General features: G+C 58.9%; 12 protein-coding genes and 3 pseudogenes. 3 read left to right on the forward strand and 12 right to left on the reverse strand.

Annotated elements, in window-relative coordinates; genetic code table 11:
* Positions 1 to 4: 4 nt before the first annotated feature.
* The 5 genes from ASD95_RS08695 to ASD95_RS08715 form a co-directional block, all read right to left on the reverse strand.
* Positions 5 to 1,456, reverse strand: coding sequence for an NAD-dependent succinate-semialdehyde dehydrogenase (locus ASD95_RS08695; RefSeq protein ID WP_056723950.1), 1,452 nt, complete (start codon positions 1,454 to 1,456; stop codon positions 5 to 7).
* A gap of 71 nt (positions 1,457 to 1,527) precedes the next feature.
* Positions 1,528 to 2,013 (reverse strand): flavin reductase family protein, encoded by a 486-nt coding sequence (locus tag ASD95_RS08700; RefSeq protein WP_056723952.1) that lies wholly within the window; start codon positions 2,011 to 2,013, stop codon positions 1,528 to 1,530.
* Between the two features lie 12 nt (positions 2,014 to 2,025).
* The gene (locus tag ASD95_RS08705; RefSeq protein WP_056723954.1) at positions 2,026 to 3,507 is read right to left on the reverse strand and encodes an aldehyde dehydrogenase; all 1,482 of its coding nucleotides are present in this window, start codon (positions 3,505 to 3,507) and stop codon (positions 2,026 to 2,028) included.
* Entirely contained in the window at positions 3,504 to 4,337 is an 834-nt protein-coding gene (locus tag ASD95_RS08710) for an alpha/beta fold hydrolase (protein ID WP_056723956.1), read from the reverse strand. The genes ASD95_RS08705 and ASD95_RS08710 overlap by 4 nt, the downstream gene beginning before the upstream one ends.
* Before the next feature lie 44 nt (positions 4,338 to 4,381).
* The gene (locus ASD95_RS08715) at positions 4,382 to 4,972 is read right to left on the reverse strand and encodes an amino acid synthesis family protein (protein ID WP_007978708.1); all 591 of its coding nucleotides are present in this window, start codon (positions 4,970 to 4,972) and stop codon (positions 4,382 to 4,384) included.
* A 936-nt stretch (positions 4,973 to 5,908) separates the two neighbouring features.
* Between ASD95_RS08715 and ASD95_RS08720 the strand changes: the two are divergent.
* Positions 5,909 to 7,375 (forward strand): annotated as a pseudogene (locus tag ASD95_RS08720) (DUF6861 domain-containing protein).
* Positions 7,376 to 7,383: 8 nt separating this feature from the next.
* Positions 7,384 to 7,698, forward strand: a complete 315-nt coding sequence (locus ASD95_RS08725; RefSeq protein ID WP_056723957.1) for a hypothetical protein — start codon at positions 7,384 to 7,386, stop codon at positions 7,696 to 7,698.
* An 835-nt stretch (positions 7,699 to 8,533) separates the two neighbouring features.
* Here ASD95_RS08725 and ASD95_RS29100 read toward each other — a convergent pair.
* From ASD95_RS29100 to ASD95_RS30255, 3 genes and pseudogenes are all read right to left on the reverse strand, one after another.
* A pseudogene (locus tag ASD95_RS29100) lies at positions 8,534 to 8,657 on the reverse strand (IS30 family transposase); the annotation flags it as partial.
* A gap of 15 nt (positions 8,658 to 8,672) precedes the next feature.
* Positions 8,673 to 8,873: pseudogene (locus tag ASD95_RS08730) on the reverse strand (IS66 family transposase zinc-finger binding domain-containing protein); the annotation flags it as partial.
* Between the two features lie 51 nt (positions 8,874 to 8,924).
* Positions 8,925 to 9,050 carry a transposase gene (locus ASD95_RS30255; protein ID WP_156385751.1) on the reverse strand — a complete coding sequence of 42 codons (126 nt, stop codon included), beginning with the start codon at positions 9,048 to 9,050 and terminating at the stop codon, positions 8,925 to 8,927.
* Positions 9,051 to 9,695: 645 nt separating this feature from the next.
* Between ASD95_RS30255 and ASD95_RS08735 the strand changes: the two genes are divergently transcribed.
* Positions 9,696 to 10,055, forward strand: a complete 360-nt coding sequence (locus tag ASD95_RS08735; protein ID WP_056723962.1) for a DUF6124 family protein — start codon at positions 9,696 to 9,698, stop codon at positions 10,053 to 10,055.
* Between the two features lie 125 nt (positions 10,056 to 10,180).
* Here the strand turns inward: ASD95_RS08735 and tssA are convergent, their stop codons facing one another.
* The 4 genes from tssA to tagF all read right to left on the reverse strand — a co-directional run bounded on the left by tssA (position 10,181) and on the right by tagF (position 15,452).
* On the reverse strand, positions 10,181 to 11,278 hold the full coding sequence (gene tssA / locus ASD95_RS08740) for a type VI secretion system protein TssA (RefSeq protein WP_056723964.1): 1,098 nt from the start codon (positions 11,276 to 11,278) through the stop codon (positions 10,181 to 10,183).
* 94 nt (positions 11,279 to 11,372) lie between these two features.
* Complete coding sequence (locus ASD95_RS08745) at positions 11,373 to 11,891, reverse strand: Hcp family type VI secretion system effector (RefSeq protein ID WP_034150979.1); 519 nt, start codon at positions 11,889 to 11,891, stop codon at positions 11,373 to 11,375.
* A 163-nt stretch (positions 11,892 to 12,054) separates the two neighbouring features.
* On the reverse strand, positions 12,055 to 14,529 hold the full coding sequence (tssM, locus tag ASD95_RS08750) for a type VI secretion system membrane subunit TssM (RefSeq protein ID WP_056723966.1): 2,475 nt from the start codon (positions 14,527 to 14,529) through the stop codon (positions 12,055 to 12,057).
* A complete protein-coding gene (tagF, locus tag ASD95_RS08755; protein ID WP_056723967.1) occupies positions 14,526 to 15,452 on the reverse strand; it encodes a type VI secretion system-associated protein TagF in 927 nt (308 codons plus the stop codon). The genes tssM and tagF overlap by 4 nt, the downstream gene beginning before the upstream one ends.
* Between the last annotated feature and the right edge of the window lie 4 nt (positions 15,453 to 15,456).

Raw genomic sequence — 15,456 nt, forward strand, 5'->3', positions numbered from 1 at the left:
GGGCTCAGAGGCCGCCCATCAAGGTGTATTTGAGTTCCAGGTAATCCTCGATGCCGTACTTGGAACCTTCACGGCCCAAGCCTGAAGATTTGATGCCGCCGAACGGTGCGACTTCGGTGGAAATCAGCCCTTCGTTGATCCCGACCATGCCGTATTCCAGTGCCTCGCTCATGCGCCAGGCGCGGCCCAGGTCGCGGGTGTAGCAGTAGGCGGCCAGGCCGAATTCGGTGTCGTTGGCCATCTCGACGGCCTGGGCCTCGGTGTTGAAGCGAAACACGGCGGCCAGCGGGCCAAAGGTTTCATCCCGTGCGACCTTCATCTGCGTGGTGACGCCGATAAGCACGGTCGGCTGGAAGAAGCCGTTACCCAATGCATGGCGCTCGCCGCCGCACAGCAGTTGTGCACCGTGGGCCAGTGCGTCTTGCACGTGGTCTTCGACCTTGGCCACGGCACGCTCGTTGATCAGCGGCCCTTGGGTGACGGCATCATCGAAACCGCTGCCGACCTTGAGCTGCGAAACCCGCTCGGCCAGGCGCGCGACAAAGGCGTCGTGGATGCCGTCTTGCACCAGGAAGCGGTTGACGCAGACGCAGGTCTGCCCGGCGTTGCGGAATTTGGCGATCAGCGCGCCATCGACGGCACGCTCCAGATCGGCGTCGTCGAAGACGATGAATGGCGCGTTGCCGCCCAGTTCCAGCGAGACTTTTTTCAGGGTCGGCGCGCACTGGGCCATCAGCAATTTTCCGATCCCGGTGGAGCCGGTGAACGACAACTTGCGCACGAGAGGGCTTGAAGTCAGCTCACCACCGATGGCAATGGCATCGCCAGTGACCACGTTGAAGATGCCCGCTGGAATGCCGGCCTGTTCCGCCAGTGCGGCCATGGCCAGCGCCGAGAACGGCGTTTCCGGGGCCGGCTTGACGATGCACGGGCAACCGGCCGCCAGCGCCGGGCCGGCCTTGCGGGTGATCATCGCCGCCGGGAAGTTCCACGGCGTGATGGCCGCGACGACGCCAATCGGCTCCTTGCTGACCACAATGCGCGCATCACCCTTGTGGCTGGGAATGGTGTCGCCGTAGATGCGCTTGGCCTCTTCGGCGAACCACTCGATGAAGCTCGCGGCATAGAGGATTTCACCCTTGGCCTCAGTCAGTGGCTTGCCTTGTTCGAGGGTGAGGATTTCAGCCAGGGCGTCGGCGTTCTCCAGCATCAAGGCATGCCAGCGCTTGAGCGTATTGCTGCGCTCCTTGGCGGTCAGTGCGCGCCAGGCCGGCCAGGCTTTGTTGGCGGCCTCGATAGCCTGGCGCGCGTGCTCGGCACCGAGGTTCGGCACCCGGCCGATGAGTTCACCGGTGGCCGGGTTGAAGATGTCCTGACAGGCGCCATCCGGCGCGTCCAGCCATTGGCCGTTGATGTAGGCCTGCTGGCGGAACAGTAACGAGGCTGCTGGGCTCATGCCGGCTCCCGAGTAAAGTGGTGGACCCTGTGGGAGCAAGCCCGCTCCCACAGGGGGATTGTGTTCAACCATCAGGCCAGGGTGGGCAGCGGCCCCAGCTTGCCTTTGTGGTAGATCATCGGCGTGACCGGTTGCGCGGGCAGGATCAGGTTCTTCACCGCGCCGACGATGATCGCGTGATCACCGCCGTCGTATTCGCGCCACAGTTCGCACTCGATGATCGCCGTCGCCTTGGCGAGGATCGGGTTACCCAGATCGCTCAAGTGCCACTCGATACCTTTGGCCTTGTCCTTGCCTTTACCGGCGAAGGCATAGGCTTCGGCGGTCTGCTCGGCGGACAGCAAGTGAATCGCGAACTGCTTGCTGTCGCGCAGCACCGGATAGGTGTCGGAGCCGTAGTTGGGGCAGAACAGCACCAGTGCCGGATCGATCGACAGCGCACTGAAGGCGCTGGCGGTGATGCCGACGATGCCGCCTTCCGGGTCCAGGGTGGTGACCACCGTGACCCCGGACGGGAACGAGCTCATGACGTCTTTGTAAATGCCGGGTTCGATCATTTTCCAGGACTCCTAGCGCATCACGAAGGGATCAGGCATCGGTGCCTGGGACAGGTTGATCCACACCGTTTTCAGCTCGGTGTAGGCCAGCACCGAATCGATGCCGCTTTCGCGTCCATAGCCGCTGTTCTTGAAGCCGCCGATCGGCGCCATGGCCGACACCGCGCGGTAGGTGTTGACCCAGATGATCCCCGAACGCACGTCCCGGGCCAGGCGATGGGCACGGCCCAAATCTCGGGTCCAGATGCCGGCGGCGAGGCCGAACTGCGAGTCGTTGGCAATCGCCAGCGCTTCGGCTTCGTCCTTGAACCGGATGACCGAGGCCACCGGGCCAAAGACTTCTTCCTGCATGATCTTCATCGAGTTGCGGTCGCATTCGAACAGCGTCGGCTCGTAGAACCAACCGTCGCCCAGATTCTCCGGACGCTTGCCACCCAGACGCAGACGCGCACCTTCGGCGATGGCATCGGCCACCAGGCCTTCGACCACGGCCAGTTGCTGCGCGGTGGCCATCGGGCCCATTTCGCTGCTGTCGTCCTGGGGGTTGCCGATGCGGATGCGCTGGGCGCGTTCCACCAGGCGGCCGACGAACTCATCGTAGATTTCATCCTGCACCAGCAAGCGCGAACCGGACACACAGCTCTGCCCGGAGGCGGCGTAGATCCCGGCGATGGCGCCGTTGATCGCGCTGTCGAGGTCGGCGTCGGCGAAGATGATGTTCGGCGATTTGCCCCCCAGTTCCAGCGACAGCTTGGCGAAGTTCTCCGCGCTGCTGCGCACCACATGCCGCGCCGTGGCCGCGCCGCCGGTGAAGGCGATCTTGCGGATCAGCGGATGGCGGGTGAGGGCGGCACCGGTGCTCGGGCCGTAACCGGTGACAACGTTGACTACGCCCGGTGGAATCCCGGCTTCCAGCGCCAGACGCGCCAGTTCAAGAATCGTTGCCGAGGCGTGTTCCGACGGCTTGATCACGATGGTGTTGCCCGCCGCGAGGGCCGGAGCAAGTTTGATCGCGGTCAGGTACAGCGGGCTGTTCCACGGAATGATTGCGGCGACCACGCCCATGGCTTCGTGCACGGTGTAGGCAAACAGATCTGGCTTGTCCAGCGGCAGGGTGCCGCCTTCGAGCTTGTCCGCCAGGCCTGCGGTGTAGTGGAAGAACTCTGGCAGATAACCGACCTGGCCACGGGTTTCGCGGATCAGCTTGCCGTTGTCGCGGCTTTCCAGCTGCGCCAGTTGTTCTTTGTTTTCGGCGATCAGGTCGCCCAGGCGTCGCAGCAGTTTGCCACGAGCGGTGGCGGTCAAACCGCGCCAGGCCGGGCTGTCGAACGCGGTTTGCGCGGCTTGTACGGCGCGCTCGACATCGGCTTCGTCGGCATCGGGCAATTCGGCCCAAGGTTCGGCCAGCGCCGGGTTGAGGCTTTCGAAGGTCTTGCCGGACAGGGCATCGACCCATTCACCGCCGATGCACATCTGGAAGCGTGCGAGTGTCATGCAACGATCCCCTTGATCTGGTTTTGTTGGGAGTGCGCGGTCTGCAGAAACTCCAGCAACAGCTGGTTGACCAGGCGCGGCGACTCTACCGGCATCATATGCCGTTGCTCGGCGAGCACGGCAACGGTCGCACCGGGAATGCGTTCGGCCAGTTGCCTGGCCATTTCCGGGGTCGAGCCGGGGTCCAGTTCGCCGGTGGCGATCAACGTCGGCACCCGGATGCTGGCCAGGTCGTCGGCGCGGTACATGTCCTGAGTGGCGAACAGTTCATAAGTGGTCAGGTAACCCTGCGGATCATTACCGGCCAGGGTCTGGCGAATCGCGGCGATCTGCGCCGGATTCGCGGCCTGGTATTCACGGCTGAACCAGCGCGACAGCGCCGCTTCGGCATTGGCGTCCGGCCCGTGTTCGGCGGCCTGGCTGGTGCGGGCGATGACCCCGGCGCGCTGTTCGGCGCTGCGGTTGAACACGCTGTTGAGCACCACCAGGCCCTCCAGGCGTTGCGGGTAGTGCAGGGCAAACGCCCGCGCCACCAGCCCGCCCATGGAAAAACCGATCACCGTGGCCTTGGGCAATTGCAGATGGTCGAGCAGCTCCAGCAATTGGTCGGCATAGCCGAGCAGCGGCGTACCGCTTTCCGGGCGTGGGCTGGCGCCATGGCCGAGCATGTCGTAGGCGATGACGCGGTACTTCGTGGCCAGGCCAACGATCTGGCCGCCCCACATTTCTTTGTTCAGGCCCACGCCGTGGATCAAGACCACGGGCTGGCCTTGGCCGGTCGCCAGGTAACTGGTGCCAGCCGGGGTGAGTTCAGCGGTGAGCCGAATCATGGAGCGCTCCTGCAATGCCTTCTTGTTGTCGTTCTGCTGGCCGGTTACTGGGCTTTTTCGGCTGCCAGTTCTTCCAGGTCGATGTAGCGGTTGCCGATGCGCGGGTGCAGGCGGCCGCCGTCGGCGCAGCCCAGGACCACGACGATTTCGTCGGCACGGGGTGCATCTTCGATCTGCATTTCCAAAGTGATGTAGTGCGAGCGAAGGCCTTCGTCGTCCTTGTGCATCATCGGGATCTGGATCGAAGTGCCCGGGCCGCCGCGCTTGTTGGTGAAACTCAGGTAACTCTTGGCCTTGACCGCTTCGCGGTAGTGGTTACCGAAGCGCAGGGTGTGGATCACCGCCGAAGCGTGTTCGATTTCGCCATCGGCGCCGACCACCGCAGCCTTGCCGTAGGCCTCGATTTTCTCGGCACCGCCAATGATGCCCACCAGACGCTCGACCATCAGCGCGCCGAGGTCGGAGCAGTTGGCGCGGATCTGCGGTTTCAGGTCTTCGACGAAACCGTTGCCCAGCCAGGGGTTTTTCATCACCACGGCCAGACCGACCATGGTCACGGGCTTATCGGTGGCTTTGCCGCCTTCAATAAAGGTTTCTTCGACATAGCTGACGATCTTGCGGATTTCGAAACTCATGAGCTGCTCCGTAGAGGTTTTGGGTGTCTGTGCGTCTGATGGTATACCATAATACCGATAGCACAAGTCCCTGAACGGAGTTTCTGGCTGGATGGCAGGTAAAAGTTCGCGCAGTGGGCAGCAGCGGACAAACGGCGGGCACGGGTTTACGCCGGGCACAGGCCCGGCATGAGAGGGAAGAGAAGGGTAAGGAAAGGGGTCAGAGGTGAAGCAGCGTTAAGTTGATGCCTTGCGCGAAAAAAATCGCGAGCGGGCATAGTTTTTCGCCCGACACCTGGCTTTTGATCCTCGCTGCAGGTCAGCCGTAGGTAATCCGGGTTGGTAAGCAGGAACAGAGCGGTATGATCATCGAGTTGGCCATCGCCTGGCCCATGCACAGCAACATCGAAGATCAACTGATGCACTACCAGAGCGTGAAATCGATATAAACACCATGCCGCTGCATGAGATTGGTATGCGCCCGGGCATCACGTCTTGCGTGATTAAACCGGTTGTCACTTATGTATAAGCAACTGCTCGATTTCACCCCCCCGTTGTGTGGGCAGGCGCGTGAGGACACCCTTTGGCATGTGCGTATCGAACAGATCATCTATGCGCATTTTACGTACACCGCTTTATAAGAGCAGCCGACATTACGCTCACCAGCTGATCACGATCATCCGCCCAATTCCCCCTCTCGAGGAAATTCAAAAGAAAACGCGCGCATCAGAACGGCCTTGAACCCCTGCCGCACAGGGGTTGCGAGCATTTGAACAGTAAGTAAATACCCATAATGCCTGTTTGACATCATTGCCCTTTGTAAAGCCGATGAGAAAAATAGCCCCCGTTTGAAAATGCTTTCGAGCATTCGCGGCCATAAATGGGCAACCTGCCATACCCGGCCGAGCTATCAACAAGTGTGGCAGCCCCGCCTCCTTTCAAGGACGTCACAAGTAAATGGATCTTTTAACCAACCTGCCCAGCTGGGACGACATCGAACGAAATTTCGACCAGAAATTCAATGCGTTGAATGAGGGCGTTGATAACGGCTTCCAAAGCGCCCACGACGGCTGGAACGGCTTTACCCGCCGCGTCAGCAACGGCGCCACTCAAGCCTACGGGTACGTGGGCGGGCATCGGATCGATAACGTCCGCCACGCGATGGCCCTATCTGTCCCCATTATGCAGATGAACATCAGCCGCAAATGGGCGTCGATCAATATCAACGAAATTCTGCCGGTGTTGCTCAAACTGTTGTAGGAAGTTGTGATGATCGTGGGCGGTAGCGTGACGATCGGCGCAGCTCTGGGTGGAGCGGTTGGCTCGCTTGCCTTTGGTGCTGGCGCAGTGCCTGGCGCAGCAATCGGCGCCGGTGTCGGATTGCAGGTCGGTAATTTGATCATGGCAGCGCTGGGGTTGTACGCCATCACCGGTTATTTCTCGGCGGGAATCGGGCCCTGCCTATCCACGATATTTGAAGGTCTCTGTACCGCGTGGCAAGCGGAAGACGGCTTGAAAAATCCAGGCCTCGACCCGACTGGCGGTTCAGCGGCGATGATCCAGGAACGCAAAGAACGCGCAGCCAGACAGTTGGCCCAAGGGCAAGAGCAATTGGTGTTGCTGCTACTGACGGCAATTGTCACCTATCTCACCCGAGGGCAGATGAAAGCGGGTGTGGTCAACAGCCTGGAAAGTATTGCGACGAGAAGTGCCAAGCTTCGATCAGAGATTTCCAACAAGCCGTTTGCTGTATGGCTCACGAAAAACGAAAAACTACTTTTGGAGCATCCGGAGCTACAGATTAGGGGAGTGACCTCGCTGGAGAGGCTTGCGAAGGAAAAGGAGATGCGTGAGTTCTATGCTCAGCAGGATCCGAAATTCGTGGCAGTCGAAAAACAGCGAGAGCTTGCTAAAACATTCAAGCCAGTAGGATTGAGTGACCAGCAAGTCGATGACTATTTGCTTAGCGCAGAGGGGCAGAAATACTCAGCCAAACTAATTGCAGCAGACCCGACACTGACTGCTGAAGCGCTTTACAACAGGGCTCTTAATCAGATCGCCTCAGGAAGCACTGTGCCAGTAACAACTCGTATGTCAACGCCGCTGGTGAAGGTCGTACCTCAGGGCGCAGAAGGAATTTCCGACTACTCGCCTTTTTTCACCACCATGGATGAGTTAAAGGCTGCAGCTAGAAGTGATAAAACTTTAGCCGATTCGCTCGGCCTACCGGTCCTCAGTGAAGACGCTAGATATTCAATTTTTGAAATCACACCACTCGAGCCTACCGATGTTTTTGTTAGTAAGGTCGCGCCAACGGTAGAGTTCGGAGGTAAAATCACAAGAACTGGGGAAGCGGCGCAGTATTTAGTACCTAACAGAAATGAGTGGTCATCTGCTAAACTCATCGGCGAAATCGATAATTAGGAATTGCCATGAATATTCTAGCTTTAAAACAGAGCGCTATTGATCTTCGTGAGAAATTGGATTTTTACAAAGACAAAGATTCGGCCGCGCTAGCCTTATATCAACAGCTTGAACATTTAATATCAGCAGCTGAACGTGGAATGATCAAGGAAAAAATGCAAGCGAGAGATATTCCTGGATACCGTACCTTTGTCGAGTCAAATTTAGAGCAATACTCTGATCTTTCGAAAGCCTATAATAATTTCTTTATTGAACTGAATGATGGTAGAAATTCAGAGGCCTTCAAAATGTTACAAGAGATGTTAAGAAAAAGCAGATTATAAGAATGCTTGAATCGTTTGCGTGCCTTGCCGCGACTGCTACAGCCAGTATGATATTTGGGATCAGCCAACTGTCTCGAAAAAGCGGCTAACGGTGATCTTGCGTCTTGAATGATGTATCGCTGGCAAAGGAAACGATTCCCCCAGCATCGCCATTTATCTTGCCTCGGGCACCGTAGATGCAAACGAACGACCTGCAGTATCTCGACAACCAATCTTGGCTATTCGCTTCCCACGCTCACATCGAGCAAAAGCCGCAAAACTCATTGTCGAAGTCGACAATTAGGAATGCATTTGGATACGTCATTATTGAAACAAGCAGCTCTGGATTTATGTAAAAAGCTTGAATTTTACAAGTTGACAGATCGCTCCGTACTAGCTTTGTACATACAGATGGAACCTTTAATTTCAGCAGCCGAAAATGAGATGATTCAGGAAAAACTCGAACCTCGAGATATCCCAGGCTATCGGCTGTATCGCTGATACAGATCTGCAACAATATGACGATCTCTCGAAAGCCTATAGTAAGTTCTATGTTGAAATTACCGACAGTAGGAATACGAAGGCATACAAGATTATCCAACAGATGCTAGACAAGGCTCCTTGATTTGACAAAATAAACGACCTACCGGTGTCTTGCATCTTGGATGATCGGTCGCTGGCACAGGTACCGTACCGATGCCTTCCTCCCAAAAATGTGGTAGTCGTTTTTGATTTGTTATTTATCGCCTGTTTCCGAGCCAACCATTAGACCTTCCCGGCGCTGTTCGATGAGGCATGGCGGTTGCAAGAGTTGGCCGCAACACAGCTGTTGAACGGAAGTGGGAGTCATGTCCGCCACCTCTGTAATGACTTCAATTGGACATTTATAACCGAAGCGTTTACGAGGGCGAATATTCATTTGGTAGGAAATGGCGTCCAAAAGCTTCCTGGCTGTGTACCGACAAGTCCGTACCCTTGGGCCACTACTGTAAATTCGGCGCCGGCGCCTGGATCAGTGTTTCGCACTGCCGGCAGGCCCATTTCCCCCGAACGTGCTGTTCGACGGTGAACACGCCCGGCGTGTAGTCCAGCTTCTCGCTGACGTCTTCACCGATGCGCTGAAGCTGGCAGCCGCAAGCGCACTGAGTGTTGTCCGGCTCGTGATGGATCACAGTGCGTGGGAACTGCAACGAAAGCCGGCAATGTTGCGGGTGATTGATCCCGGTAAATCGGTAGCCACTTGCGGATCACGTTGGCGCTGATGCCGTGATGATGGCTACGCTGGAAATCGTCGCCCCGGGTTGCAGGCATTCCTGGACGACCTGGGCTTTGAATGGTTTGGGGTAAGAGCTTCGTTGGCGCATGAAAATCATGGTGATAAGGGCGATCGCGTCCGCTTAAAAATATGCGGACACCATCGCCCCTGATGCTGGAGTTCGGTAGATGACTTGGCCGCACGCTTACTTGACGTCGCCATTCACCTACAGGTTGCCGTTTACAGTGACCTACGGGATATCCAGAGTCGCTGAAGGTACCTTCACCACCTGTTCACCGGCTTCAAGCGTGATACTCCGGCCAGGCGGTTAGGGGTTATTTCGTGTCGGGCTGTGATCAGGTAGTTGCCACCGTGCAAGCACCCACGTTGTAATTTTTCAAGTTGAAAAACTCGAGGGGCGTGGCTGTATAAAGGTCGTCAGGCTTACTTGATGAAAGCTACAAGACCTTGCGCCGTTGCCTACGGTTACGCCAGAATCCGCCGGCTTGTGCGCCTGGGGCCCGCTCGGTAACTTGATTCGCATCACTGCCCATCAGTGATCGGGTTTAGCAGCCCGTTGATGTCAAGACGCATGATGTCTCTATCAAACAGGTATCCCATACCTGCACTTGATGGTGGCTGTGCGCAGGGCGCTTCGGCGCGCCGATTTCTTGGCTCATCGGTCTGCTAACCTGCGCACAGCTGCCTCCCCATCGTTTAGCAGCGAACGGGTTGTAGCCTCACTCTTATGAGGATAGAGCCAATGTTCAAGGTCACCCCCAACCCGCCGGACACCGATCCGGCATCCCCGTACGAACCCGACTCAAACAAACTCAACGAAGCCGCCGAGCGCGCCCTCGATTTCCACTTCCCCTCGACTGCCGATATCAAAGCCACGCCGCGTACGGTCAGCACTCTGTTTGCCGTCGACCCGCAGGTCGATACCGAAACCTTGGTGGTTTACCTGGTGGAGACGTTGGCCTCGGTGGATGTGATGGTCCACCAGTTGGTGGATCATCTGGATGGAGAGTCGCGCAATGCGCTGCTGGGGATTTCCAACAGTGTGATGTTGGCGGAGATCACGGCGAATCGGGTGCTGGATCAGATTGATCCGCCTGCGTAGGTTCGGTTCACTTGAGAGAGTGGGTTGCTCACGGTGATGCGCGGCGGTTTTTTTTGGGCTGCTGCGCAGCCAACGGGGGCAAGCCCCCTCGCCACAGGTTTTTCAGCGTTTGTGCTGATAGCTCATCAGGACTTCGCCTCCTTGGTCCCCAGCACATCGCGAATGTTGTCCACCACATTGCTGTCCTTGATCACATCATTGAGCCAACCCTCGAGCGGCATGTTGCCCCATTTGATCGCGCGTTCGATCAGGTAGGGGACGGGGCTCTGGGGTTCGGTCTGCTTGAAGAACTGCGCGATGCCAGCCAGCAGGGTGAACGCTTCGTCGCGGGTTTGCGGAGTGGTGCGCAGCGGCGTGACGGGGATGTCTTGCTGGGTCTGGGTCATTGCGGCACCTGCAGGTTGTGCGCCAGCGCTTTCGGCGACGGTCGGGGTGGGCGCGACAGGGGCCGGGTTCAGTTCGATACCGCGATCCTTTAGCAGTTTCTCGGCCAGTTGCCCGGCGCGGGACAGCACGTCATGGAGCCCGGCAAAACTCGGCGCGTCGTGGCCGAACAGCCTGTCGGCAGTGCTCTGCAGTTGCTGGCAGGCCTTCAGGCTGGCGGCGATTTCGCTGGCTTTCTGGCGCAGGTGATCGGAGTCGGTCAGCACCACCGAACGCTGGAACACCTCGGCGTTGATCTTGCCTTCGTCGAGGGCGGCGCGCATGGCCTGGGGGTTCTGCAACGCCAGGTTTTCGACATGCCGGGATTCGTCATAACGCAGCAGGCCGTACTGTTGGCCCTGGGTGATCGGCAGTCCGCCCACCACATCCGTCAGGGTGGTTTTCATCCACGCCAGGCGGGCAGCGCGTTCATCGACCCCATCCTCGAGGGAAGGGAAGAGGCCGGTCCAGAAATTGTCCAGCAGGCGTTCGGCCAGGGTCAGACCGAAGGTGATACCGGTGAAATGGTACTTGTGCGCCAGGGCTTCGCTGAGCCAGGCGACGAGCATCAGGTCCTTGCTCTGTCGAGCCAGGCCCTGGGCTGCCAGGGTGAGGGTCAGATCCCAGTCGGATGACTTCAGATCGGTTTGCCAGTCACCCTGGGTCAGGTAATCGGGGTCTGCTCGCCGTGCTTCTTTCACCTGATCGAACAAGGTGGAAAAGCTCAGGTCTTCGCCGCTCCCCTCATTGATGGGCGCGGTCAGTTCGGCCAGCGAAAGGTCGTTGAGAAATTCAGACATGGGAAACTCTGATCAGACTAAAAGAACACCGCGCCCGCCGGGCAGGCACGGTGCCGAAAACGAGCCGCGTGCGCGGCCCGTCATTGCAACGGTGTTATGCGAAAACCTTGTTCGCGGTGCGATCCCAGCCACCGGTGACGTTACCGCCGCCCTGGCCATCGGCACGGCTCTGCTGGGTGTAGGTGGTCTTGATGCGGGCGAAGTTGAAGCTGATTTCTTCGATCGGCAGATCGCCAACCGATTTGTCTTCACCGTTCTGGCTGCCACCGGCGACTGCTTTGACCGACGACACCACGACTTCTTCCAGGTTGATGGTCAGGTAGGTGACCTTGTCACCACCGGCACGGTTCACGTTCAACTGGATCTTGGCGATGTGCGTGCCTTTGCAGCAGGCTTCGAACAGCTTGGCGGAAGCCTTGTCCACGGCTTTGCGGATGCTGAAGTCGCTCAACGCAACACGCTCCGACGAAGCACCGCCCGATGAGCTGGCCGTCGCGGAAGTCGCCTGGGTTGCGCCGTACTCGTAGCCCAGCACTTCGATCCAATCCTTGTGTTTGTCGTCCAGAACTTCACCTGGAATGCCGTCGATCTGGATGTATGCGTCAAATGCCATTTCTATTTTCTCCTTACCTTCATTTAAAGGGATGTCACCTGCAAACAGGTCGCAGCCCTTCGTTTTAACCTCTTCGAAACAATCAACAGAGGTGTCTTATGCCGGCCCGGGCCTCTCGTCGAGATGACCCGGATACCGGTATTTCTTCACAAGGCGCGCATGCTCAGTTGAGTGCCCGCACTTCGATTTCTACTCGCCGGTTAGGCTCAAGGCAGCGGATCAGCAGGGCCCTTGGCTGCTGCATGTCGCACTTGACCAAGGGCTTGTTGCTGCCTTCGCCGACGGCTTCGACCAGCTCGCCGGGTACGCCTTTGCCCACCAGGTAGGTCTTGATGGTTTGTGCCCGCTGTTTGGAAACCTGCAGGTTGCCCTGGGGATCGCCGAGCTGGTCGGCGTGCCCGGCGATAATGATTTTTCCGATGTTCGGGGTGCTGAGCAGCTTGCCGGCGATCGCGCTGAGCTGGCTCTGGCCTTCAGTCTTCAGGCTCTGGAAGTCCGCACGGGCGAAAGCGAACAGGGTGTCCGACTCCAGCGTGATGGTTTCGATCGAGCGCAACGACTGGGTCAGCAGGCTGTTGATGTAGTTTCGCGAGCTGGAGATCAGGAACGCGTTGTCGAGGATCCGCGGCACGTCCGGCTCGTGGATCTGGTCGCTGTAGAAATTGATCTGACGGCTGGCGAACTCATAGTCCGAAGCGGCGACACTGGCATTGCCGACCTGACGGGCAATCGCCGGGTACCAGTAATCCGGGATTTTCGCTTTCAGGAACGCCGGGTCGGCCTTTTCCCGTTGTGCACGGGACAACATGACGTAGGTGTCCAGCGTTGCCTTGCCGAAACCGGCGATGGATTGCGCCCGGTTGTCATTGGGCAGGGCCTTGGGTTCGACGCTGTCCACGCCGGTCACGGGCATCAACTCTTTGGCGTTGCGCTGATAGACCTTGAGCGTGGTCAGCAAATACAACGAGCGGGTCAGGTTGTCGGCCGTGGGCTTGAGCATCACGCTTTCCAGGCGGTCGAAGTAGCGGCTGCGCACCAGTGGTTCTACCTTGTGGCCTTGATAGAGCCCCAGGCGCATGCGCAGCGGCACACCTTCGTCGTGATGCTGCGCGTAGTAGTGCGCGGTCCAGAAGCGCAGGCGATCGAGGGTTTGCCAATCGGTGTACTGAGCGGGTACAGAACGGTTGTCGATGCCAGCCTGGGTCAGTTCTGCCGAGAGGCTTTGCAGGGTGTTTTTGTTGTTGACGTATGACCAGCCCAACAGGCTGCACAGCAGCACCGCGACCAGTGCGGCACCGCCGATCCAGGTCGCCCGGCGCCGACGCTCGCGGTGGTTGGTGGTGTACAGCGCCACCAGATGCTGGTCGGGAATGATGACCTTGCGGAACAGACTGTTGATGAACAACGGGCGCGTCTGCGCGTGACCGTTGGCGATCTCCCGATCACCTTCCAGGGAAAAGCGCTCGGTCACCTGACGTGCGTGTCCGCCCAGTTCCGGCTGGTCTGCGTCCAGTGCACTGGTGAAATAGAAGCCGCGCAGCAGTTCCGCACTTTGATAAGGGTTGGCGCGCAACAGGGCATCGACGAACAGCTGAAGCCGTGGCTTGAGGGCTGCCAGTTCCAGCGGGAACCGATACACCGCCGAATCCTGCCGGGTGATCTGGATGTCTTGAGTGACCAACTGCTGGCTCGCCACCTGGTGCCAATAGCTGACCAGCTCGTCCATCGCGACGCCGAAACGCTGCCCCCAGTCGGCCTGCTCATAGCCCTTGTGGGAGAAAGTCTTGCCCATGACTTCGCCGCGTGCGGTTTCATCGAGTTGGCGATAGAAGGGCGCGAAACCCGGCACCAGGTCGCACTTGGTGAACACCAGGTACACCGGCAGGCGCACTTCCAGCAGGGCATGGGTTTCCTGGATGCGTTCGCGCAGGCGCTTGGCGATGCGCTCCTGATCTTCGAGCGAGGCTTGCAGGATGTCGTGGATGCTGACGGTGACGATCAGGCCATTGAGCGGCCGGCGCTGGCGATGCTGGCGCAGCAGTTGGAGGAACGCGCGCCATTTGCCGGCCTCTTCCTGGTTGTTCATGTAGCGGCCGGCGGTGTCCAGCAGCACCGCTTCGGAGCTGAAGAACCAGTCGCAATTGCGGGTGCCACCCAGGCCGGCGACTCGCACGCCCTCACGCTCGGCGTAAGGGAAGTTGAGGCCCGACTGGTAGAGCATGGTGCTTTTGCCCGCTGCTGGCTGACCGACCACCAGGTACCAGGGCAGGGCATACAGCGCATCCTTGGGGTTGCTGCCCCGTGGCTTGTTGCTGTGCAAGCGCTCGATACTCTGCAACAGACGCTCGCGCAACAGGCTGACTTCTTCGCGATCCGCCGGGCTCGCGTTCAACACCGCCTGATCGGCATCCTCGCGCAGCAGGCCTTCGAGGTTGTGATGCCGGGACACGCCCCGATAGAGCAGCAGCACATAACCGGCGGACAGCACCAGGAACACACCGATGCCGGTCAGCAGGCTGTTGAGCGAACTGAAATCAAATGCACGCCCGAGGCCCCACACCACGAAGATCGTGAGGAAAAAGCACACCCCCAGGATGTAGGGTTGATAGCGCAAGAAGTAATACTTGATCTTGTTCATACAGGCTTCGAATCCAGGGCATCGACAAAACGGTCGATAACGTCACCCAGAGGGCGGTCGATTTCGGGAAAGGCGTGTGTGCGGTGGTGCTCGTCAAAGGCATCGAAGGACGCCAGTACGTCGTAGCTCTGCGAACGGTCACTGATGCCTGTCAGCACGCGGTAGGCGTCGCTGGTCTGGCGCGATGCAAAACAGATCAGCCGGGGACGCATGAAGTCGTCCGCCAGCAGGCTGATCTGCGGCACGGCACGTTCCGGGGTCATTTGTGTCAGCCAGGTGACCCACAGATCGGCGGTCGGATTTTTCAAGCCCCGTTCCGCCGGCAAGGGCAGGGCGATGCCGATGGGCGTCGCATGAGCCAGGTGCCGCCTGAGGGCTTGAAGCCGGGTCAACACGGCGTTGGTGACGAATTCCGGGTAGGCGCCTTCGAGCGCGGTGCTGATATCGCGCAGGTTGAAGTTCACCAGGAACTTGTCATGCACGCGCCGGAACAACTCGAAGTCCTGGCCTTGCAACGGGCGCAGGGCCTTGATGCGGTCGAACAGCACCGAGGTGCTTTCGCCCTGGACGGCCAAGTGCAGCAACGGCCTGATCTGCCCGCTGAACAATTCGCCGAGGGTGAACGGATTGACCAGAGGCTCGGCTTCGCTGGCCTTGAGGGTCTGGAAAATGAAAAACGGATAGCGCCGTCCACTCGAATCCCTCGAGCTGATCAGCCCGCCCAGCAACCAGTTGCCGCTGCGCGCGCGGTAGCTGAAAAAGCACAGCGGCAACCCGTCGAACAGTTCGCGCCAGTCTTCGCGATGCTGCAGGGCGGCCAGCGCGCCTTGCAGCCAGCTATCGAACTCGCAGACGTCGTCGCCCGCACCTTGCAGGCTGACGAAGTCCGGGCTCGCGGGCACCTTGCCGAAACAACCGATCATTGGG

Origin of the sequence: Pseudomonas sp. Root71, assembly GCF_001429045.1 — a bacterium.
Taxonomy (GTDB): Bacteria; Pseudomonadota; Gammaproteobacteria; order Pseudomonadales; family Pseudomonadaceae; genus Aquipseudomonas; species Aquipseudomonas monachiensis.

Excerpts from the sequence above, each read along its gene's own strand:
- ASD95_RS08695 (WP_056723950.1), bottom strand. The coding sequence starts at position 1,456 with ATGAGCCCAGCAGCCTCGTTACTGTTCCGCCAGCAGGCCTACATCAAC.
- ASD95_RS08700 (WP_056723952.1), bottom strand. The coding sequence starts at position 2,013 with ATGATCGAACCCGGCATTTACAAAGACGTCATGAGCTCGTTCCCGTCC.
- ASD95_RS08705 (WP_056723954.1), bottom strand. The coding sequence starts at position 3,507 with ATGACACTCGCACGCTTCCAGATGTGCATCGGCGGTGAATGGGTCGAT.
- ASD95_RS08710 (WP_056723956.1), bottom strand. The coding sequence starts at position 4,337 with ATGATTCGGCTCACCGCTGAACTCACCCCGGCTGGCACCAGTTACCTG.
- ASD95_RS08715 (WP_007978708.1), bottom strand. The coding sequence starts at position 4,972 with ATGAGTTTCGAAATCCGCAAGATCGTCAGCTATGTCGAAGAAACCTTT.
- ASD95_RS08725 (WP_056723957.1), top strand. The coding sequence starts at position 7,384 with ATGAATATTCTAGCTTTAAAACAGAGCGCTATTGATCTTCGTGAGAAA.
- ASD95_RS30255 (WP_156385751.1), bottom strand. The coding sequence starts at position 9,050 with ATGATTTTCATGCGCCAACGAAGCTCTTACCCCAAACCATTCAAAGCC.
- ASD95_RS08735 (WP_056723962.1), top strand. The coding sequence starts at position 9,696 with ATGTTCAAGGTCACCCCCAACCCGCCGGACACCGATCCGGCATCCCCG.
- tssA (WP_056723964.1), bottom strand. The coding sequence starts at position 11,278 with ATGTCTGAATTTCTCAACGACCTTTCGCTGGCCGAACTGACCGCGCCC.
- ASD95_RS08745 (WP_034150979.1), bottom strand. The coding sequence starts at position 11,891 with ATGGCATTTGACGCATACATCCAGATCGACGGCATTCCAGGTGAAGTT.
- tssM (WP_056723966.1), bottom strand. The coding sequence starts at position 14,529 with ATGAACAAGATCAAGTATTACTTCTTGCGCTATCAACCCTACATCCTG.
- tagF (WP_056723967.1), bottom strand. The coding sequence starts at position 15,452 with ATGATCGGTTGTTTCGGCAAGGTGCCCGCGAGCCCGGACTTCGTCAGC.